The sequence below is a fragment of the Nonomuraea sp. NPDC001831 genome (assembly GCF_042892035.1).
Taxonomy (GTDB): Bacteria; Actinomycetota; Actinomycetes; order Streptosporangiales; family Streptosporangiaceae; genus Nonomuraea.
This window is the reverse complement of record NZ_JBIATU010000008.1, coordinates 398272-417122: the sequence shown is the minus strand read 5'-3', so window position 1 is coordinate 417122 and position 18851 is coordinate 398272. Positions and strand designations below refer to the sequence as shown.

General features: G+C 70.1%; 20 protein-coding genes. 7 read left to right on the top strand and 13 right to left on the bottom strand.

Translation table 11 applies throughout. The annotated features are described in order from the left end of the window. Positions 1-27: 27 nt before the first annotated feature. From ACFYYW_RS27255 to ACFYYW_RS27245, 3 genes are read right to left on the bottom strand one after another with little or no spacing between them, the layout of a single operon-like run. Positions 28-1074: a PDZ domain-containing protein gene (locus ACFYYW_RS27255; RefSeq protein WP_352319330.1), complete on the bottom strand. Its 1047-nt coding sequence runs from the start codon at positions 1072-1074 to the stop codon at positions 28-30. Between the two features lie 10 nt (positions 1075-1084). Further along, entirely contained in the window at positions 1085-1510 is a 426-nt protein-coding gene (locus ACFYYW_RS27250) for a molybdenum cofactor biosynthesis protein MoaE (RefSeq protein WP_352319328.1), read from the bottom strand. Between the two features lie 23 nt (positions 1511-1533). Next, positions 1534-2607, bottom strand: coding sequence for an NAD-dependent epimerase/dehydratase family protein (locus ACFYYW_RS27245; protein ID WP_352319339.1), 1074 nt, complete (start codon positions 2605-2607; stop codon positions 1534-1536). 130 nt (positions 2608-2737) lie between these two features. On the opposite strand from ACFYYW_RS27245, the gene ACFYYW_RS27240 reads away from it, so the two are divergent. The 3 genes from ACFYYW_RS27240 to ACFYYW_RS27230 are packed head-to-tail and all read left to right on the top strand — an operon-like array spanning position 2738 to position 5541. Next, positions 2738-3967 (top strand): zinc-dependent metalloprotease, encoded by a 1230-nt coding sequence (locus ACFYYW_RS27240; RefSeq protein ID WP_387652567.1) that lies wholly within the window; start codon positions 2738-2740, stop codon positions 3965-3967. Further along, the gene (locus tag ACFYYW_RS27235; RefSeq protein WP_387652565.1) at positions 3964-4524 is read left to right on the top strand and encodes an NUDIX hydrolase; all 561 of its coding nucleotides are present in this window, start codon (positions 3964-3966) and stop codon (positions 4522-4524) included. Before ACFYYW_RS27240 ends, ACFYYW_RS27235 begins: the two co-directional genes overlap by 4 nt. 30 nt (positions 4525-4554) lie before the next feature. Next, positions 4555-5541, top strand: a complete 987-nt coding sequence (locus tag ACFYYW_RS27230) for an endonuclease/exonuclease/phosphatase family protein (protein ID WP_387652563.1) — start codon at positions 4555-4557, stop codon at positions 5539-5541. A 7-nt stretch (positions 5542-5548) separates the two neighbouring features. On the opposite strand, the gene ACFYYW_RS27225 is transcribed toward ACFYYW_RS27230, so the two are convergent. From ACFYYW_RS27225 to ACFYYW_RS27215, 3 genes are all read right to left on the bottom strand, one after another. Continuing rightward, on the bottom strand, positions 5549-6133 hold the full coding sequence (locus ACFYYW_RS27225; RefSeq protein ID WP_387652561.1) for a DUF2064 domain-containing protein: 585 nt from the start codon (positions 6131-6133) through the stop codon (positions 5549-5551). Continuing rightward, the gene (locus ACFYYW_RS27220; RefSeq protein WP_352319320.1) at positions 6130-6645 is read right to left on the bottom strand and encodes a M48 family metallopeptidase; all 516 of its coding nucleotides are present in this window, start codon (positions 6643-6645) and stop codon (positions 6130-6132) included. Before ACFYYW_RS27220 ends, ACFYYW_RS27225 begins: the two co-directional genes overlap by 4 nt. Positions 6646-6712: 67 nt before the next feature. Continuing rightward, the gene (locus tag ACFYYW_RS27215; protein WP_387652559.1) at positions 6713-7495 is read right to left on the bottom strand and encodes an enoyl-CoA hydratase/isomerase family protein; all 783 of its coding nucleotides are present in this window, start codon (positions 7493-7495) and stop codon (positions 6713-6715) included. Between the two features lie 329 nt (positions 7496-7824). On the opposite strand from ACFYYW_RS27215, the gene ACFYYW_RS27210 reads away from it, so the two are divergent. Then, on the top strand, positions 7825-9291 hold the full coding sequence (locus tag ACFYYW_RS27210; protein ID WP_387652557.1) for a thiamine biosynthesis protein ThiF: 1467 nt from the start codon (positions 7825-7827) through the stop codon (positions 9289-9291). 63 nt (positions 9292-9354) lie between these two features. Then, positions 9355-10689 carry an AarF/UbiB family protein gene (locus tag ACFYYW_RS27205; RefSeq protein ID WP_352319338.1) on the top strand — a complete coding sequence of 445 codons (1335 nt, stop codon included), beginning with the start codon at positions 9355-9357 and terminating at the stop codon, positions 10687-10689. 116 nt (positions 10690-10805) lie between these two features. Here ACFYYW_RS27205 and ACFYYW_RS27200 read toward each other — a convergent pair whose 3' ends face one another. From ACFYYW_RS27200 to ACFYYW_RS27175, 6 genes are all read right to left on the bottom strand, one after another. Continuing rightward, the gene (locus tag ACFYYW_RS27200) at positions 10806-11222 is read right to left on the bottom strand and encodes a VOC family protein (protein WP_352352819.1); all 417 of its coding nucleotides are present in this window, start codon (positions 11220-11222) and stop codon (positions 10806-10808) included. A gap of 20 nt (positions 11223-11242) precedes the next feature. Beyond that, complete coding sequence (locus tag ACFYYW_RS27195; RefSeq protein ID WP_352319313.1) at positions 11243-11686, bottom strand: helix-turn-helix transcriptional regulator; 444 nt, start codon at positions 11684-11686, stop codon at positions 11243-11245. A 609-nt stretch (positions 11687-12295) separates the two neighbouring features. Then, complete coding sequence (locus tag ACFYYW_RS27190; protein WP_352319311.1) at positions 12296-12490, bottom strand: hypothetical protein; 195 nt, start codon at positions 12488-12490, stop codon at positions 12296-12298. 41 nt (positions 12491-12531) lie between these two features. Next, positions 12532-12801 carry a WhiB family transcriptional regulator gene (locus ACFYYW_RS27185; RefSeq protein WP_352319337.1) on the bottom strand — a complete coding sequence of 90 codons (270 nt, stop codon included), beginning with the start codon at positions 12799-12801 and terminating at the stop codon, positions 12532-12534. A 547-nt stretch (positions 12802-13348) separates the two neighbouring features. Further along, positions 13349-14218: an acyl-CoA thioesterase II gene (locus tag ACFYYW_RS27180; protein WP_189652464.1), complete on the bottom strand. Its 870-nt coding sequence runs from the start codon at positions 14216-14218 to the stop codon at positions 13349-13351. 156 nt (positions 14219-14374) lie between these two features. Continuing rightward, positions 14375-16408 carry an ATP-dependent DNA helicase UvrD2 gene (locus tag ACFYYW_RS27175; RefSeq protein ID WP_352319335.1) on the bottom strand — a complete coding sequence of 678 codons (2034 nt, stop codon included), beginning with the start codon at positions 16406-16408 and terminating at the stop codon, positions 14375-14377. Between the two features lie 154 nt (positions 16409-16562). Between ACFYYW_RS27175 and ACFYYW_RS27170 the strand changes: the two genes are divergently transcribed. Further along, positions 16563-17459, top strand: coding sequence for an alpha/beta hydrolase (locus tag ACFYYW_RS27170; protein ID WP_387652553.1), 897 nt, complete (start codon positions 16563-16565; stop codon positions 17457-17459). An 84-nt stretch (positions 17460-17543) separates the two neighbouring features. Beyond that, complete coding sequence (locus ACFYYW_RS27165) at positions 17544-17789, top strand: mycoredoxin (RefSeq protein WP_352319307.1); 246 nt, start codon at positions 17544-17546, stop codon at positions 17787-17789. Here the strand turns inward: ACFYYW_RS27165 and nudC are convergent, their stop codons facing one another. After that, the gene (gene nudC, locus ACFYYW_RS27160; protein ID WP_387652551.1) at positions 17790-18764 is read right to left on the bottom strand and encodes an NAD(+) diphosphatase; all 975 of its coding nucleotides are present in this window, start codon (positions 18762-18764) and stop codon (positions 17790-17792) included. It abuts the gene before it with no gap. Positions 18765-18851 lie beyond the last annotated feature (87 nt).

Here is an 18851-nt window from a genome sequence, read left to right as displayed (position 1 = left end):
GCTAACGCACGGCGCTCGCCGGAAGTTTCATCCGGCCTCACAAGCGGGCACATTGCCCTTTCCGGTGCGCAGCGCGTCGAGCGCGAGCACCGCGTCGTGCAACGTGTCGGCCTTGACCAGCCGCAAGCCGTCGGGCACGGCCTTCATGGCCTCCGCGCAGTTGTCCGCGGGGGTGAGGAAGATGGTCGCGCCGGAGTCGCGGGCCCCCACCATCTTCTGGGCGATGCCGCCGATGGGCCCGACCTGGCCCTCGGTGTCGATGGTGCCGGTGCCGGCGATGCGCTTGCCGCCGGTGATCTCGCCGGGGGTCAGCTTGTCGAGTATGCCGAGCGAGAACATCAGCCCGGCGCTCGGCCCGCCGACGTCGCCCACGTTGATCTCGACGTCGAAGGGGAACTTGAACTTCTCCTGCATGAGCACGCCGACGAGGGGCTTGCCGTCCTTGCTGGCGATCGGCTGCAGCGACACGTCGAGTTTCTGGCCGCCCCTGGTCACGTTGAAGGTCACGGTCTCGCCTGGCTTGTGCGCCTTGACGGTGTCCCCGACGAACTGCGAGTCGGTGGCCGGTTTGCCGTCGACCGCGTTGATCTGGTCGCCCTTCTGCAGCTTGCCGTCGGCGGGCTTGCCCTTCTCGGTGGACAACACCGTGACGACCCGGTCGTAGTGAATCTTGAGCTCGTTGAGCGCGGCGGCCTTGGCGGAGTCCTGGGAGTTGGTCATCTCGACCGCGTTCTCCTCGTCGACCTTCTTCGCGTCACGGCCGGGCGGGAAGATCGTCTCCTGCGGGACCACCGCGACGGTCGGGTCGAGCCAGCCGCGCAACGCCGTCAGCAGGTCGATCTGGGCGGCCGGGCCACCCTGGTAGGCCACCGTGACCAGGCTCAGCGCACCGCTCGTGGGATAGGTCTGCCGGCCGCTGATCGAGATTACCGGCTTCTTGTCGACCTCGCCGATGGTGTTCTCGGTGGGGCCGGGGCTCAGCACGACGTACGGGACCGGCCGGAACGCGCCCAGGACGCCCAGCGCGAGCACGAAGAACCCCGCGAGCAGCAGGGTGAGGACGCGTCGTGACATGGTGATGAGCTTATTCGCAGGCGCCGACCCACTCGGTCTCGCCATCGGCGAACACCTGGTGTTTCCAGATGGGGACCTCGGCCTTGAGATCGTCGATGAGCCTGCGCGAGGCCCTGAACGCCTCGTCGCGGTGTGGCGCGGCCACGGCGACGATCACCGCCGTGTCGCCGAGCCCCAGGTCGCCGACCCGGTGGACGGCGGCCATCGCGGTGACGGGGAAGTCGGCCGCGACCTTCTCGGCGACCCGGCGCAGCTCGTCCGGCGCCGAGGGATGGGCGGAGTAGGAGAGCCGGGTCACGGGTTTGCCGTGGTCCTGTTCGCGCACCGTGCCGATGAAGATCGCGGTGCCGCCCGCCGCGTGGTCTCCCACCGCGGCCAGCACCTCGTCCACGGACAACGGGGTGTCACGAATGCCGAGCAACCGGATGACGTCCACGGAAAGAGCCTAACCTCACGTTCCTACTGGCGACGCTTTTTGCGGACCTGCCGGACGATCGCCGCGGTGCCGATGACGGCCACCGTCGCGCCGGCCGCGGTGAGCGTGGCCTCCTTGACCGGCAACCGCCTGCCGACCACGGTGGTCCTGTTCTCACGGAGTTCGAGGAGCTGCCGGAAGGCGGCCTCGTTGGTCCACGCGGGCTTCCAGCCCGCCTCGCGCAGCGCCGAGCAGTCGACCACCCACGGATAGACGACATAGTGCAGGTCGGTGGCGGGCGCCGGGGTGATGCCGAGCCGGTGCAGACGCTGCGCGGTGCCGAACGTGAGCCCCGCCGGCAGCTCGAACCGCCGGATCCCGGACAGCTCCTCGACCTGTTCCTGCTCCAGCCAGCCGTCGGAGCCCACGGCCACCACGCCGGTGACGGCCCCCTTGGCGGCCAGCTCCAGCGCCGAGACGAGGTCGTCGATGTGGCAGAACTGCCAGTTGGGGTTGCAGCCCTTGACCGTGAGCAGCCGCGGCGACTCGAAGTGCCGGGTGATGACCGTGTCGACGCCCGGCCCGACGACCGCCGCCGGGCGCAGCACCGTGACGTCGAGGCCCGGGTGGCTGCGCAGCGACCTGCGGACCAGCGACTCGATCTCCAGGTAGTCGCCCACGACGCCGGTGTCGGGCTCGGCGGCCACCGGGGAGTCCTCCGGCAGGGGGACCTCGTTGTCGGGCGCGGCGCCGTAGACCATGGCGCTGGTGACCAGGATCACCCGCCGCACGCGGGCGGCGGCGCAGGCGGTGAGCACCGTCTGCGCGGCTCTGAGGTTGTACGCGCGCCGCTCCCCCGGGTCGGAGTCGACGGCGTAGTCACCGGCCAGATGGACCAGGACGTCGATGTCGGAGATCCGGTTCGCCAAGAGCGGATCCCGTACGTCGATCACTCTCCACGTGGCTTCCTGAACGTCGCCGCGCTCCTCGTCGATGGCCACCACTCTGCGGAAATCCGCGGCGGATGCGAGCCTCACGAGCAACTCGCGGCCGATGCCGGAGGCCGCGCCGGTGACGGCGACGACGGGTTGACGCGGGCGTTTCGAGGTAGGCACCAGGTCCTCACTTTGCACTGATCCGCCGTAGGACGACTAACGTGGCGGATGTGGACTCCTCCATCCTGCACGAGGTAGAGCGGTGACTGACCTGCCAGGTCGCGAAAACGACCCTAACGAGAACCCGTTCGCCATGTTCGGCAACCCTGAGCAAATGGCTCAGGCGATGCGCCAGTTCGCCGACATGTTGTCGGCGCCTCAGGGTTCAGGCCCTGTCAACTGGGACATGGCCAAGAACATCGCACGACACGCCGTGGTCGCCCAGGGCGATCCGAGCGTCATGGAAGGCGAGCGCCGCCAGATCGTCGAGGCGCTGAGCCTGGCCGACCTGTGGCTGAACGAGGCGACGACGCTGCCGAGCGGCGTGTCCAACCCGCAGGCCTGGAGCCGGTCGGAGTGGATCGAGAACACGGTCCCGGTCTGGCGCAAGCTTTGCGAGCCCGTTGCCGAACGCATGGTCGAGACCATGGGCGGCGCGCTCGGCGGCTCCGGGCTGCCGCCCGAGGCCCAGCAGATGGCCGGGCCGCTGATGGGCATGCTCAAGCAGATGGGCGGCATGATGGTCGGTCAGCAGATCGGCCAGGCGCTCGGCTCGCTGGCGCGCGAGGTCATCGGCACGACCGACATCGGCCTGCCGCTGTCCGGCACCGCGGCGCTGCTGCCCGGCGGCATCGCGTCCTTCAGCGAGGGCCTCGAGATCCCCGCCGACGAGATCCGGCTCTATCTGGCGCTGCGCGAGGCCGCGCACCACCGGCTGTTCCAGCACGTCCCGTGGTTGCGCTCGCACCTGCTCGGGGCCGTCGAGGAGTACGCCAGGGGCATCACCGTGGACACCTCCGCGCTGGAGGAGCAGATCCGCGGGCTCGACATCAACAACCCCGAGGCGATCCAGGAGGCGCTGAGCGGCGGCGCGCTGCTCAAGCCCGAGGAGACCGAGCGGCAGAAGGCCGCCCTGGCCCGCCTGGAGACGATGCTCGCCCTGGTCGAGGGGTGGGTGGCCACGGTGGTCGACCGGGCCGCCGACGGCAAGCTGCCCTCGGCGGTCGCGCTGGCCGAGACCGTACGGAGGCGCCGGGCGACCGGTGGGCCCGCGGAGCTGACGTTCGGCACGCTGGTCGGGCTGGAGCTGCGGCCCCGGCGGCTGCGCGAGGCCGCGGCGCTGTGGCGCGCGCTGGAGACCGAGCGCGGCGTCGACGGGCGCGACGCCCTGTGGGGTCACCCCGACCTCATGCCGACGGCCGAGGACCTCGACGACCCCGACGCGTTCGTACGCGGCGAGGCCGCCTGGGACATCTCCCAGCTGGAGGCCAAGCCCGCCGACGAGAACGCCGACGAGGACGGCGACCAGGACGGCGGCCGGTGACCCTGCACGACGACGCGGTGGCGGTGCTGTCCTCCTGGACCGCGCCGACCCCCGAGGAGGAGGCGCTGCGCGCCGAGTTCCTCGGCCACCTGCGGACGTACGACGACGCCATGTGGCGCGTGTGCGCACCCGGCCACCTGACGGCCACCACCGCCGTGCTCAGCCACGACGGCGCCCGGGTGCTGCTGACGCTGCATCCGAAGGCCGGGCAGTGGTTGCCCATGGGCGGCCACTGCGAGGACTTCGACGCCACGCTGGAGGCGGTGGCGCTGCGCGAGGCCACCGAGGAGTCGGGAATCTCCGGACTCGAGCTGCTGCCCGGCCCGCTGGCCGTGGACAAGCACAAGGTCTGGTGCCATCCGCCGTACAGCTGGCACCTCGACGTCGAGTACGCGGCCGTGGCGCCTCCCGGCGCCGAGGCCGTCATGAGCGACGAGTCGCTCGACCTGCGCTGGTTCCCCGTCGACGAGATCCCCGAGCTGTCCGACGAGGCCACGCGCCGGCTGGCCGCACGCGGACGCGCCGCGCTCAGCTCGCGCTCGCGTTCGCTGGGTTAGAGTCCTTCGCATCGTTCCAAGGGGGGCCGCGTGGAGACTTCTGCCGTTGGCGGCACGATCGTGACGCCTGCCCGCAAGCCGCGGAAGTTGCCCGGCAACGTCCTGACCTGGCTGGCCGTGACACCCTTCGCGGCCTGGGCCGTGGCCAGGGTGGCCGGGCTGGAACGAGGTTCGCTGCCCACGCAGCTGATGACGGCGACGCCGTACGCGGCGGCCGGGTCCCTGGTCCCCCTCCTGATCGCCGCGGTCGGGCGCAGGCGGGCCGCGACGGCCGTCGCGCTGCTCACCACGACCGCGCTCGGGTTCAGCGTCCTGCCTCGCGCGCTGGGCACGGCCGAGGCCACGACCGGCAGGCCGTTCAAGGTCATGACCATCAACATGTTGTTCGGCAGGGCCGACCCGCAGGTGATCGTGAACCTGGTGCGCGAGTTCCGGCCCGACGTGCTGAGCACGCAGGAGCTGACCCCCGGCGCCGTGGCCGACATGGACGCGGCCGGCCTGAAGGAGCTCATGCCCCACCGCGTGCTCGAGGACGAATGGGACGCCGGCGGAAGCGGCCTCTACTCCAGGCACCCGCTGCAGACGCTCGACGGCGTGGTGCCGCCGGTGGGGCACAAGATGCCCGCCGCCATGGTGGCGCTGCCGGGCGGGAAGCCGATCGAGTTCGTCGACGTCCACCCCTACCCGCCGCTCGGCCCTAACGTCGTCAACTGGAACGAGGCGCTCTCCAGCCTTCCTTCCGCCGGCGGCGAGACCGTGCGGATCCTCGCCGGCGACTTCAACGCCTCGCTCGACCACGCCTCGCTGCGCAGGCTGCTGGCCCGGGGGTACAAGGACGCGGCCGACCAGGTGGGCGCGGGGCTGATCCCCACGTGGCCGGCCAACAAACGGGTGCCGCCGATCATCACCATCGACCACGTGCTGGTGGACGAGCGGGTTGGCGTCAGGGAGGTCAGCGTGCGCGACGTGCCGGGCACCGACCACCGGGCCGTGCTGGCCGAGCTCACCGTGCCCTGACGCGGGGTCAGCGGCCAGCGATCAGGGCGCGGGTGTTGTCCCAGCCTTCGAGACCCGGGTCGAGGCGTTCGACGTCGTCGAGCGTGCGCAGGCGGTGCCATGCTGAGATGGTGGCGACCCTGCGCGGGCCCGGGGCCTGAGTTCGAAGGACGGCGACGACGTCGGGATGGTCGAGGTCGGGGTCGGCCCAGGCCGGCAGCGGCAGCGAGCAGGCCAGCGCCACCGCGCCGCCGTCCGCCGCGGGGCAGATCGTGATCTCGGCCCGGCCCAGCTCCCTGAACAGCTTGCCGACCAGCAGCGAGGGCAGGTCGGGCGCGTCGGCGTTGATCACCGCGACCTGGTCGCCGGACAGTCGGCCGAGGACGGCTCGCAGCGGCTCGTCCTCGTGGATGGTGACGATCTCCGTGCCGGGCCAGACGATGTCGTCGAGGCCGGGGACGGCCGTGATCAGAACCGGGGTGACGAACTCCAGGCCGGCGACCATCTCGTAGGTGTCCTCGGCCACGGCCTCCAGGAACTGCCGTGGATCGACGCCGGGGGGCGCCGCTTCGGCCATGCGGCCGCGTACCAGGACGGCGACAATGCGCGTCAACACTCCTCCGGTGCCGTGTGGGCCGCCGCGGAGAATCCTTCGAGGAACCCGCGCGCCCGCTCCGCCTTCGGATACTGTTCTACCAGCGCCCAGAACCCCGGGCCATGACTCGGCACGATCAGGTGCGCGAGCTCATGGATGATGACGTAGTTGATGACCCACTCGGGCAGGCCCTTGAGCCGGGTCGAGATCCTGATGGTGCCGTTCTCCGGGGTGCAGGAGCCCCAGCGATGCTGCTGGTTGTCGACCCATCGCACGCTCACCGGGTCGGGCCGGCCGTCGAGGTACTTCACCGACAGCTCCCTCGCCCGTTCGAGCAGGGCCTCGTCGGTCGGCCTTCGTCGTTCTTCCTTGGCGGCCAGCCGGTCGAGCATCCGGCTCACCCATTCATCCGCGTCTTCGCCGCTCAGCCAGGCGGGCAGGAGCACGATCGTCTTGTCGCCGTCGCGGTAGGCGGAGACCGTACGCCGGCGACGAGAACTGCGACGGACCTCGACTGTCTCGGGGGGCACATAAGCACGTTAGCCGAGACTGGCGAAATTCCACAGAGGGTGGACGTTGTTTTCGCTGGTCAGATGATTAAGAGCCGGTGAATTTGGGCATGCGCCTTTCCCGATGCGCCGCCAGGCCCTCCAGCAGGTCGGATGATGCCATGGTCACGGGCTGGGCCAAGGATTCCCACCTCAGAGCGGCTTCCAGGTCTTGATGGTCTTGGTTCAGCGCGACCTTTGTGAGGCGGGTGGCGACTGGAGCCATCTCCGCGATCTTCTTGGCGATGACCGAAACCTCGGAGAGAAGGTCATTCTTCGGGAAAGATTGATTTACCAAGCCTTTATCTGCGGCTTCCGTACCCGTAAGGAGACGGCCGGTCAGGAGCATCTCGCGGGCCAGTGCCGTACCGGCTCTTCTGGGCAGCAGGTAGGTGGCGGCCATGCCCGGGTGCAGCCCCAGCCGGGTGAAGGGGGCCAGCAGTTTGGCGTCGTCCGCGGCGTAGACGAGATCGCAGGCCAGGGCGACGCACAGGCCCGCGCCGACGGCGGGGCCGTTGACCGCGGCGACGGTGGGCACTTCCAGGTCGGCGATCATCAGCCAGGTGCGGTAGAAGGCGAGCATGCGGTCGCGCAGCGGCGGCACGGCCTCGGCGCCGCGCTCGCCGATCCATGACAGGTCACCGCCCGAGGAGAACGCGCTGCCCGCTCCGGTGACGACGACGCAGCGCAGGTCGCGGTCGGCGGCCAGGGTGGTCATGGTTTCGCGCCATTCGGCCGTCATGGTGTCGGTCATGGCGTTGCGCAGTTCCGGGCGGTTGAGGGTGAGGACGACTACTCCGTCGTCTGTGCGGTCGACCAAGAGCTCGCTCATGCGGCGAAGCGTAACGCTCTGCGGGACGCGGATGCGGATGCGGTTCCCGCTTGCCTCGGTGGTTCCCGCTTGCCTCGGTGGTTCCGGCTTGCCTCGGTGGTTCCCGGCTTGCCCCGGTGGTTCCGGCCTGCCCCGGTGGCTCCCGGCTCTCGTCGGTGGTTCCCCGCTCGCCTCAGGTGCGGATGTGGTCTCCGGCCTGTCTCGCGTGCGCTTCGCTGCGGGACGTTGTCCACAGGGTGGGCGTCGTGGTCGGAGGTTGTCCACAGGCGGCGCGGAACCGGCTCGGGATCTTGGTCGGACGTGCGAACCTTCCGGCCATGAGGCCACGTGTGAAGCCGGCCCTCCGGCGCATCCTCCGCGACGAGCACACCCTGCAGTACGGCGTGCATCCCCTCCGGGCCATCACGCTGACCGGCCTGACAAGATCGGTTCGTCAGTGGATCGAGGGGCTCGACGGCACCCGCGACCTGCGCCGGGTGATGCGCGACGCGGCGGCGGCCGGCCTCGACGAGCCGTGCGCCCAGGCTCTGCTCGACTACCTCGCCACGCGGGGCGCCCTGCAGGACGCCGGGCCGTTCCCGGCGCCGCTCCGGGAGCTCTCCCTCGCCGAGCGGGATCGGCTGAAACCCGATCTCGACGCGCTCGACCTGGCCTCGAACGGTCCCCAGGGCGGCGTCGAGCTGCTGCGGCGTCGGCGCGAGGCGAAGGTCAGGGTTTACGGAGCCGGACGCGTGGGGGCGCAGATCGTCGCCTTGCTCGCGGCCGGCGGGGTCGGCGACATCCGCGTGATCGATCCCGGGCCGGTCCGGCCTGGGGACATCACGCCGGGCGGCCTGACATGGGCCGAGGTGGGGCTGTCCCGGGAGGAGGGCGCGGCGGCGGTCGCCCGGCGGCTGCTTGCTCCCCCGCCGAAGAACGCGCCGGCCGTTCCGCCGCCGCGCGATCACGCCTCACCCCCTCGCCATGCGGGCCCGAACGCGACACCCGCTGGCGATGTCGCCGGCCGGCGCGCACGCGGGGCGCCGTCGCCGTCCGGCGGCACGACCGCACAACCCAGGCTGGCGGACATCACGCCGTCCCGCGGCACGACCGCACAACCCAGGCGAGGGGGCATCACGCCGTCCCGCGGCGCGACCGTACAACCCAGGCTGGCGGACATCACGCCGTCCCGCGGCACGACCGCACAGTCCAGGCGGCCAGGCGTCACGCCGTCCGGCATCGCCGCCGCGCAGGCCTCTCCTGATGTGCCACCTACTTCGGCGGAGGTGAGTCAGGACGTCGTTCCGTCGTCCAACGTCCTGGCCGGAGCTCCGCATCTGGGGGACGGCACGGCACGTCCCGACCTTGCCATCCTCGCGCCTGTAGGGCCTTTGGACGGGGTGCTGGTCAACGAGCTGGCCGACTTCGGCATTCCGCATCTGCTGGTGTCGGCCTTCGAGGGGCACGGGTCCGTCGGCCCACTGGTGATTCCCGGGGAGACGACGTGCCTGCACTGTCTCGACCTGACGCGCCGCGACCACGATCCCGCCTGGCCGATCGTCACCGCCAGGCTGGGCGGCTTTCCGCCCGGCGAGATCGCCTGCGACACGACTCTCGCCACGCTCGTCGCCGCCGCGGCGACCGGTCAGGCGCTTGCTCATCTCGAAGGCCGGGCGTCCTCTGTGACGAACGGCACAATGGACGTAATGCCTGATTGGTGCTGGAAAAGACGGTCGTGGAGCGGTCATCCGCAATGTCGTTGTATGCGAAACAATCCATATTCGCTAACAATGGACGTGTCACCTACCAGCGACTGACGTGCTCAGGGGACGACCACGAAGGGGGGAAGCGGCATCTCGGGCGAGGTTCCGCGCATGAGTGTGAGCGATCTTCCGCGCCGGGCAGTCACCCGCTCAGCCAAGTTGGCCACCCTTCCGCTCGGGTTCGCCGGGCGGGCCGCCCTCGGCCTCGGCAAGCGCATCGGCGGCAAATCAGCAGAAATCGTGGCCCAGGAGGTACAGCAGCGCACCGCCGAACAGATCTTCAAGGTGCTCGGCGAGCTCAAGGGCGGGGCGATGAAGCTCGGGCAGGCACTGTCGATCTTCGAGGCGGCGCTTCCGCCGGAGATCGTCGGCCCCTACCGGGCGACCTTGACGAAACTGCAGGACGCCGCTCCTCCGCTGCCGGTCGCCACCGTCCACAAGGTGCTCGCCGAGCAACTGGGGGACGATTGGCGCAAGCACTTCCTCTCGTTCGACGACCGGCCCACGGCCGCCGCCTCGATCGGCCAGGTGCACAAGGCCGTCTGGAACGACGGGCGCGAGGTGGCCGTCAAGATCCAGTATCCGGGGGCGGGCAAGGCGCTGCTCGGCGACTTCACCCAGCTGGCCCGGCTGGGGAAGATGTTCGGGGCGCTGCTGCCCGGCCTCGACATGAAGGCGCTGCTGGCCGAGTTGCGCGAGCGCATCGCCGAGGAGCTCGACTACCTGCGTGAGGCCGAGGCACAGCACGCCTTCGCGCTGGAGTTCAACGGCGATCCCGACTTCCACGTCCCTGATGTGGTGGCGGCCAACGAGATGGTGCTGGTCAGCGAGTGGATGGACGGCACTCCCCTGTCGCGGGTGATCACCGAGGGCAGCAAGGACGAGCGTGATCAGGCGGGGCTGCTGTTCGTCCGGTTCCTGTTCTGCTCGCCTGCCCGGGTCGGCATGCTGCACGCCGATCCCCATCCGGGCAACTTCCGCGTGCTGGCCAACGGCAAGCTGGGCGTCCTCGACTTCGGCGCGGTCAACCGCCTGCCCGGCGGCTATCCGAAGGTCTTCGGGCAGCTCACCCGCATCTTCAACCAGGGCGACATGGAGACCGTGATGACGGGTCTCCGTGACGAGGGCTTCATCCGTCAGGACATCGACATCGACCCCGACGCCCTGCGCGCTTTCCTGGCGCCGTACGTGGAGCCGACGGCCGTGGAGGAGTTCACCTTCAGCCGGGAGTGGCTGCAGGCCCAGGCGGCCAGTGTCGCCGACCTCCGCCCGACGAACGTGGTTCGCCAGCTCAACCTGCCGCCGTCGTACGTGCTCATCCATCGGGTGCACGCGGCCGGCGTCGGGGTCCTCTGCCAGCTCGGCACGACGGCGCGCTTCCGTGACGAGGTGATCCGCTGGGTTCCGGGCTTCGCCGACGACCCGAACGGCGAGGCGCTGGCTATCGGCTGATCGGGCCGGACGCGGGTCAAGGGACGGCCCGAAGGACGCATCCAGGGCGATGGATCCGAGCGCGGGTCAGAGGGCGTTCCTGAACGCGGGTCAGGGATGGCGTTCCCGGACGCCGGTCAGGGGTGGCGTTCCTGGATGCGGATCAGGTTGCCGGAAGGGTCGCGGACGGCGCAGTCGCGGACGCCGTACGGCTGGTCCATCGGCTCCTGGACGATTTCGGCGCCGCTGGCCTTCAGGCGTTCGAAGGTGGCGTCGAGGTCGGTGGTGGCGAGGTTCACGCCGGCGTAGGTGCCCTTGGCCATCATTTCGGTGATGGTGCGGCGTTCGTCGTCGGTGATGCCGTAGCCGTTCGCGACCGGTGGTTGCAGGACGATGGACGTGTCCGGCTGGCCGGCGGGGCCCACCGTGAGCCAGCGCATTCCCTTGTAGCCGACGTCGTTGCGTACCTCGAAGCCGAGGGCGTCACGGTAGAAGGCCAGGGAGGCTTCCGGGTCGGTATGCGGGAGGAAGCTGGAGTGGATGGTGATGTCCATGGAAGTCACGCTAATTGGGGTCAGGTAAGCGCGGTCTCTCGGTTCCTGATGGGTCTGGTCACCTGTTTCGACACGCACGACGGCATCCCCGCGGTCGCGCTCGCCGCGCGGCGACGATAGACGCTGGGCGGCACACCGACCAACTCGGTGAAGCGGGTGCTGAAGCTGCCCAGCGAGGAACAGCCAACCGCGAAGCAGACCTCGGTGACGCTCATGTCGCCGCGGCGCAGGAGCGCCATCGCGCGTTCGATGCGGCGGGTCATCAGGTAGCCGTACGGGGCCTCGCCGTACGCGCGGCGGAACTCGCGGCTGAGGTGGCCGGCTGACATGTTCACGCCGCGGGCCAGGGCTTCGACGTCGAGCGGCTGGGCGTAGTCGCGGTCGATACGGTCGCGGACGCGGCGCAGCAGGGCGAGGTCACGCAGGTGCTGCGCTTCGGCGGGTCTGCTGGTCACATGCGCCATCGTACGTCGGCCCATGGTCGGCCGGGACCGACGGCCACCCAGCTCACACCGCACCCTCCACCCCACGAACCCTTCCCGACCCGAGTCCGACATGCCGGAAAGAGCCAGGCACCGAAGACAAATGCATGGAAGGCCAGCTCCCTGGCCCCGCAAGAAGGCCACCCGAGGTCCGGATCGCGAATCACAGGAAGAGACAGACAGGCCAAGGCCCCCCGGTTGCAGGCTGCGCCGCGCCCCGAAGCGACCGGACCGCAGCTCATCCGGCAGAGCGCAGATGTCCCGCAACTCGCCAGACGCAGCGTAGAGGTCCCGCAGCTCAACTGGTCGAACGCAGAGGCCCGGCGACATACCCGGCAGGGCACAGACGTCCCGCTGCTCCCCAAACGCAGCACGCAGGTCCCACAGCTCACCGCGCCGAACGCAAGATCCCGCACGTCACCCGATCGAGCACAGCGACCCCGCGCTCCCCCGACAGAACGCAGATGTCCCGCATCTCGCCCACAGAGCGCAGAAGTCTGGGCATGGAAAGAGCCGGGCGCTGGGTGCGCCCGGCTCTTCAGATGCAGGTGGGGATCAGGAGATCCTGCGCCGGCGGCAGGACCTCCTTGATCACACCTGCCGGCTCAGCGCCTTCCGCAAGCGGTCGTTGGCCCGCTTGACCTCGCGTCGCGCCCGCTGTACGCGGCTTACGCGCAGGATGAGACGCTGCTCCTCCGCTTCGCGGTGGAGAGTTTGTATTCGGTCGTTGACCAAGTCATGAAACAGATACGGCACGGCCAGGCTCCTGGTGGAAGAAGTGCTCATCGGTGTTCTTGTTCTCTCTCGCTCGTCGGGCTGGTGGATGGTCAGGCAGCGACCGGGTGCTTGCGGGGACGCCCGCGCGGACGCTTGCGGGGAACAACCGTTCCCCTGAGGATCAGTTCGCCGCCCCAGACTCCCCAGGGCTCCTCGCGCTCCAGCGCGCGGGCCAGGCAGGCCTGCTGGATCGGGCAGCCGCTGCAGAGAGCCTTGGCGAACTCGACGTCCTCGGGTGACTCTGCGAACCACAGGTCAGGGTCGGTACGACAGGGGATCTTGGCTTCGTCGATCAGGTCCATGATCGTCTTGGCCCCCATCTGCTTCTCCTTTTGATCGAGCTTTTTGATCTTGGTCGGGCACCTCGGAGGTGGTCGGGGATCGCGGAAAAACAAAGAGGCCGCGGATCCTGTGTGCGGATCCGCGGCCTGGGGGCTGCTATGTGCCGGTCAGGTTATGACCGGAGCATCCCTCCAGGGTTGCGGACCGCACAGTCCACCCTTGGTGAGCTGGTTGGTCGGGGCAGCGATACCTGCGCCATAGACAGGAACGCCTTGCGGAGCGGCGACACCCGCGTGAGCCCTCGCACGGACGGCGGGGGCCTGGATACGGGCAGACTTCTCCTGCCGCAGCTTGGCCGGCCCATCGGCGAGCCTCACCGAGTCACGGCACGCGGAAGCGAGCCACTGCGTGGCCGACATCTGGATGCTCATCACCGGGGCTCACCTCCACTCATCAGATCGTCGGAAACAGGAGTGTCCGACTCGCTTGTCCATGACCCTAAACCGGGAAGCCGGGAAGGGGCAACATATTTTCTACCTGCGATTTTGTGACACAACCACGGTGTCACAACGTGCTGCGAACCGACTACTTCGCCACGCGGATCATCGCCTCCTGGACGACGGAGACCACGAGCTCGCCCGACGCGGTGAACATCTCGCCGCGCGCGAGCCCCCGAGCGCCCGCCGACCAGGGGGCCTCCTGGGCGTACAGGAGCCAGTCGTCGGCGCGGAACGGGCGGTGGAACCACATCGCGTGGTCCAGGGACGCGCCGATCACGTTCGAGGCTCCCCAGGCCATCCCGTGGGCCAGCAGGATCGTGTCCACGAGCGTGAAGTCCGAGGCGTACGCGGCCAGCACGACGTGCAGCAGCGGGTCGTCGGGCAGGTCGGCGTCGTAGCGGAACCACACGTTGGTCTGGGCGCTGCGCAGCTCGGGGTTCAGGTGCGCCTCCCACGTCAGGGGAGAGACGTAGCGGGCGTCCACGGGGCGCGGGCGCGAGAGCCACTCCCGCAGCTCGGGGTGGTCGCCCAGCACCTCCGACATCCTGTTCTGGAACGTCGGCAGCGTCTCGGGGGCGGGCACGACCGGCGCCACCGACGCCTGGTGCTCCACGCCCTCCTCGAAGATGTGGAACGAGGCCGACATCGTGAAGATCGCCTTGCCGTGCTGGACGGCGACGATCCGGCGGGTGGTGAACGACCGGCCGTCGCGCAGGCGCTCGACGTTGTAGACGATGGGGATGGACGGGTCGCCCGGCCTGATGAAGTAGGCGTGCAGCGAGTGGACGTGCCGGTCCTTGGGAACCGTGCGGCCGGCCGCCACGAGGGCCTGCGCGGCCACCTGGCCGCCGAAGACGCGCTGGATGCGCTCCTCCGGGCTTCTGCCCCGGAAGATGTCCAGCTCGATCTGCTCAAGGTCGAGCAGGTCGAGCAGCTCCTTCAGCGCCTCGTTCACAGGGCCCCCTCACGGACGAACATTCCACGGACAAGTCTGACGTGCCACGCCTGTTCCCCCAAACCCGCCCTGCCTTGCCGGGATGCGCCCGTCCTGCCGTTTCGCCCGGTGGGGAAGGGACTCACGCGCGAGGGGGCCGGCCGTACGTGAGGGATCTCACCCGCGGCACAGGCCGAGGACGGCCTCGCCGTAGCGGTCGACCTTGACCCGGCCGATGCCGGCGATCGACAGCAGCTCCTGCTCGGTGGCCGGCGCGCGTTCGGCGATGGCCTGGAGGGTGACGTCGGTGAAAACCACGTACGGCGGGATCTTGGCCTCCTTGGCGGTGGCCGTGCGCCAGACCTTGAGGCGTTCGAGCAGGGCCTCGTCGTAGTCGGCGGGGCAGGTCGCGCAGCGGCCGAGCTTCTGCTCGGCGGCGGCCACCAGCGTCTTGGCGCACACCCGGCAGCTCACCGGCGCGGCGACCGTGCGGCGTTCGCCCGCCGGGGTCGTCATGCGGGGCGGCGTCGAGGCGCGGCCGGTGAGCCCGTCGAGGAAGCGGGAGGGACGGCGGCTCTTGCGCCCGCCGGGCGCGCGGGCCAGCGCCCAGGACAGCGACAGGTGCTCGCGGGCGCGGGTGACGCCGACGTAGAGCAGCCGCCGTTCCTCCTCGATCTGCTCCGGGGTCTCGGCGTAGATGATCGGCAGCATGCCGTCGGTGAGGCCGACCAGGAAGACCGCGTCCCACTCCAGGCCCTTGGCGGCGTGCAGCGAGGCGAGCGTGACGCCCTCCACCGGCGGGGCGTGCTGCTCGGAGGCGCGGCGTTCCAGCTCGGCGACGTACGCGGGCAGGTCGGCGCCCTCGGCGGCCATGTCCTCGGCCAGGTCGGCCAGCGCCTTCAGCGACTCCCACTTCTCCCTGGCCTTGCCGCCGCCGGGCGGGGAGGGGGTCAGGCCGACGCCGGTCAGGATGTGGTGCACCTCCGAGGCCAGCGGCTCGCCGGCGGCCGACCGCGCGGCGCCGCGCAGCAGCACGACCGCCTGCCGCACCTCGGGACGCTCGAAGAACCGCTCGGCGCCGCGCAGCACGTACGGGATCTCGGCCTTGGACAGGGCCTCCTCGTAGGACTCCGACTGGGAGTTGACCCGGAACAGCACGGCGATCTCGCGCGAGGGCACCCCCTTGTCCAGCAGCTTCCTGATGGCCCGCGCGACGCCGGCGGCCTCGGCCGGCTCGTCGTCGTAGTCGGAGAAGACCGGTTTGGGGCCGTCGGGGCGCTGGGCGATGAGTTCGAGGCGGTTGGGGGTCCTGGACTTGGCGATGACCAGGTTGGCCAGGTTCACGACCTGCGGGGTGGAACGGTAGTCGCGGACCAGCCTGATGACGGCGGCCTTCGGGTGCTCGACGGCGAAGTTGGTGAGGTAGCGGGGGCTGGCGCCGGTGAACGAATAGATGGTCTGGTTGGGGTCGCCGACCACGCAGATGTCGTCGCGGCCGCCGAGCCAGGTGTCGAGCAGGAGTTTCTGGAGCGGGTTGACGTCCTGGAACTCGTCCACGACGAAGTAGCGGTACTGCTGGCGGATCTGGGCCGCGACCTCCTGGTGCTCGGTCATCACGGCCGCGGTCAGTTCGAGGATGGTCTCGAAGTCGACCAGGTGGCGTTCGCGGCGGATGCGCTCGTACGACTCGTAGAGCCGGGCCACCTCCTCCGGCGAGCCGGGCGGCGTGCGGTGGTGCTTGGCGGCGGCGGCCACGTAGTCTTCGGGGCCGATCTGGGAGACCTTGGCCCATTCGACCTCGGCCGCGATGTCCCGCAGCTCGGACCGGTCGGGATTTTTCCGGATCTGGCGGCAGGCTTCGACCAGCACCGGCAACTTCGACTCGATGACCGAAGGGGCCTCGCCGCCGATCACCCGCGGCCAGAAGTAGGTGAGCTGGCGCAGAGCGGCCGCGTGGAACGTACGGGCCTGTACGCCCGGCGCCCCCAGCGCCCGCAGCCGCTGCCGCAACTCCCCCGCCGCCCGGGTGGTGAACGTCACCGCGAGCACGCTGGGCGCGTCGACCACCCCGCTGCGCACGGCGTGGGCGATGCGATGGGTGATCGCCCTGGTCTTGCCCGTGCCGGCCCCGGCGAGCACGCACACCGGGCCGCGCACCGCCTCGGCGACCTCCCGCTGTTCCGGGTCGAGGCCGCTGAGGACGTCATCCACGCTGTTCACCCGATCTTCCTCCCCGCAAGTGGCGCCGAAGCACTTTATTCTGGCAACATGCGGCCCGACGTATGTTCATAGTCACCGAGATGCAAAGGAATGGTTGCTTCCCCCACAATGGGGCCGACCATGCCGCATGGGGGAAAGGAAGGCCGTGCGAACAGCGGTTTTCGCGGGCGCGCTGGTGCTCGCTGCCGTGGCGCTCACACCTGCCGTCGCGTTCGCGGCCGAGCCGCCCGTCCCCGTGGTGACCAATCCCACAGACCCCGACGGCCTCGGCGGGCTGGCCACGGAGACCCTTTCCTACGGTTCCCAGCGTCACCAGGACATGGACGTGTGGTGGACGCCCGACGGCCAGAAGCGCCCCGGCGTCTTCCTGATCCACGGCGGCTGGTGGTCCGGCGGCGACAAGAAGTACATGAAGGAGATCACCCGCAGCTACGCCGACCTCGGGTACACGGTCTTCAACCTGAACTACCGCCTCTCCGGCGAGGCTGCCTGGCCGGCGCAGCGCACCGACGCGCTGGCCGCCATCGCCCTGGCCCGCAAGCACGCCGACCGCTGGGCCTTCGACCCGAGCAAGTACGTCGTCGTCGGCTTCTCGGCGGGCGGGCACATCGCCGCCTCGGTCGGCACCTACGGCAACGGCATCGCCGGGCTGAAGGGCGTGGTCGGGCTGTCGCCGATCATCTCGCCGCTGCGCGCGTACGCCGACGGCGAGAAGACCGCGAACCCCGACAAGCGCAAGCTGCGCGAGGCCGCGATCCGGCTGGCCGGCGGCTGCGAGCCCAAGGGCAAGTGCTCGCGCGTGTGGGCGAGCATGGAGGTGGCCTGGCACGCCAGCGCCAAGGACGCCCCGATGCTCACGGTGCACTCCGAGGACGAGTTCGTGCCGCCGACGCAGAGCCAGCTGCTCAAGCAGATGCTCGGCCAGGTGGGCGTGCCGATGACGATCATGACGGCGCCGGGCACCAACCACAGCGCTCCCCTGTACCGGGAGCCCGGCGTGGCCGAGCGGGTGCAGGCCTGGATCGCCGAGCGCATCGGCTAGCGAGCCCCGGGCAGGGATTAAGCGGGCGCCTCCGCGTTGTTGCACCGAGCGCCTGATTTCCTGACCTTGGAGGGACAACCCGACATGGCGCTCACCGTCTACAGCACTACCTGGTGCGGCCCCTGCAAGCGGCTGAAGTCTCAACTCGCCCGCGAAGGCATCGCCTTCAAGGAGGTCGACATCGAGCGCGACCCGGCCGCCGCCGAATTCGTCATGAGCGTCAACAACGGCAACCAGACCGTGCCGACCGTGGTGATCGAGACCGACCACGGCCGGATCGTCCGGACCAACCCCTCCGCCCGGGAGGTCAAGGCCCTGCTCGGGGCCTGATCACCAGTCGCCGACGAGCTCGCCGCCGTACCACGTCTCGATCAGGCGGCGGGCTATCGACACCGGGGGCGGCAGGCGCACCTCGCCCGACCGGAGCGCGGCCACCAGCTCGTCGCGGGTGAACCAGCGCGCCTCGGCGATCTCGTCGGCGTCGGGGGTCAGCGCGGTCGTGGTGGCGTCGGCGAAGAAGCCGAGCATGAGGCTGCGCGGGAACGGCCAGGGCTGGCTGCCCAGGTAACGCGGGTTGACGACGTGGACGCCGACCTCTTCGGCGACCTCGCGGACCACCGCGTACTCCAGGGACTCGCCCGGCTCCACGAAGCCCGCCAGGATCGACAGGCGCCCCTCGGGCCACTGGGGGCCGCGGGCCAGCAGGCAGCGGTCGTCCTCGTCCCTGATCAGCATGATGACCGCGGGGTCGACGCGCGGGAAGTGCTGGCTCGCGTCCTGCGGGCACACCCGGACGTGACCGCCGGCCTGCACCGCCGTACGGGCGCCGCAGCGGGGGCAGAACTGATGGGTGGCGTGCCAGGCCTCCAGCGCCACCGCGTGGACCAGCAGGCCCGCGTCGCGGTCGCCGAGCAGCCCGCCCACCTGGCGCAGGCCCGCCGGCACCGGACTGCCCTCAGGCGTGTCGTTCAGGCTCATCGGCATCGTCACCCGGCCGTTGAGGTCGCCGGCCGACGTGCCGGGCAGCGGCGCGGCCACCGCGAAGTAGGCGGTGCCGCCCTCGACGCCGAGCAGGTAACGCTCGCCCGGCGGCGCCTGCGCGGGGGTGTAGAGCACCGCGTGCACCTCGTCGCCGGCCCGCCGCACCAGGGTGTGGCCGTTGTCGATCACCAGCACCCTGGTCCCGGGGTCGGCCCACGCCTTCTCCAGCCATCTGTCGTCGGCACGCAGCGCCGACGACCTGTCGATGGTCCCCCGTGCCAGGAGCAGTGGGCCGATGAGTTGCTCTTCCGCGGTCTTTTCCACTGGCCGCCCCTCCCCAAGTCGCTTGTCATCCTATGACCTCGCAGTTAGCCGCCGATTAGGGTGTGCGGGCCCCGGAACGATCACCCG

Coding starts and splice junctions, on each gene's coding strand:
- ACFYYW_RS27200 (WP_352352819.1), bottom strand. CDS start 11,222: ATGGACATCACCATCCACTCCAGCTTCCTCCCGCATACCGACCCGGAA.
- ACFYYW_RS27195 (WP_352319313.1), bottom strand. CDS start 11,686: ATGGCGCATGTGACCAGCAGACCCGCCGAAGCGCAGCACCTGCGTGAC.
- ACFYYW_RS27255 (WP_352319330.1), bottom strand. CDS start 1,074: ATGTCACGACGCGTCCTCACCCTGCTGCTCGCGGGGTTCTTCGTGCTC.
- ACFYYW_RS27190 (WP_352319311.1), bottom strand. CDS start 12,490: ATGAGCACTTCTTCCACCAGGAGCCTGGCCGTGCCGTATCTGTTTCAT.
- ACFYYW_RS27185 (WP_352319337.1), bottom strand. CDS start 12,801: ATGGGGGCCAAGACGATCATGGACCTGATCGACGAAGCCAAGATCCCC.
- ACFYYW_RS27215 (WP_387652559.1), bottom strand. CDS start 7,495: ATGAGCGAGCTCTTGGTCGACCGCACAGACGACGGAGTAGTCGTCCTC.
- ACFYYW_RS27165 (WP_352319307.1), top strand. CDS start 17,544: ATGGCGCTCACCGTCTACAGCACTACCTGGTGCGGCCCCTGCAAGCGG.
- ACFYYW_RS27240 (WP_387652567.1), top strand. CDS start 2,738: ATGTTCGGCAACCCTGAGCAAATGGCTCAGGCGATGCGCCAGTTCGCC.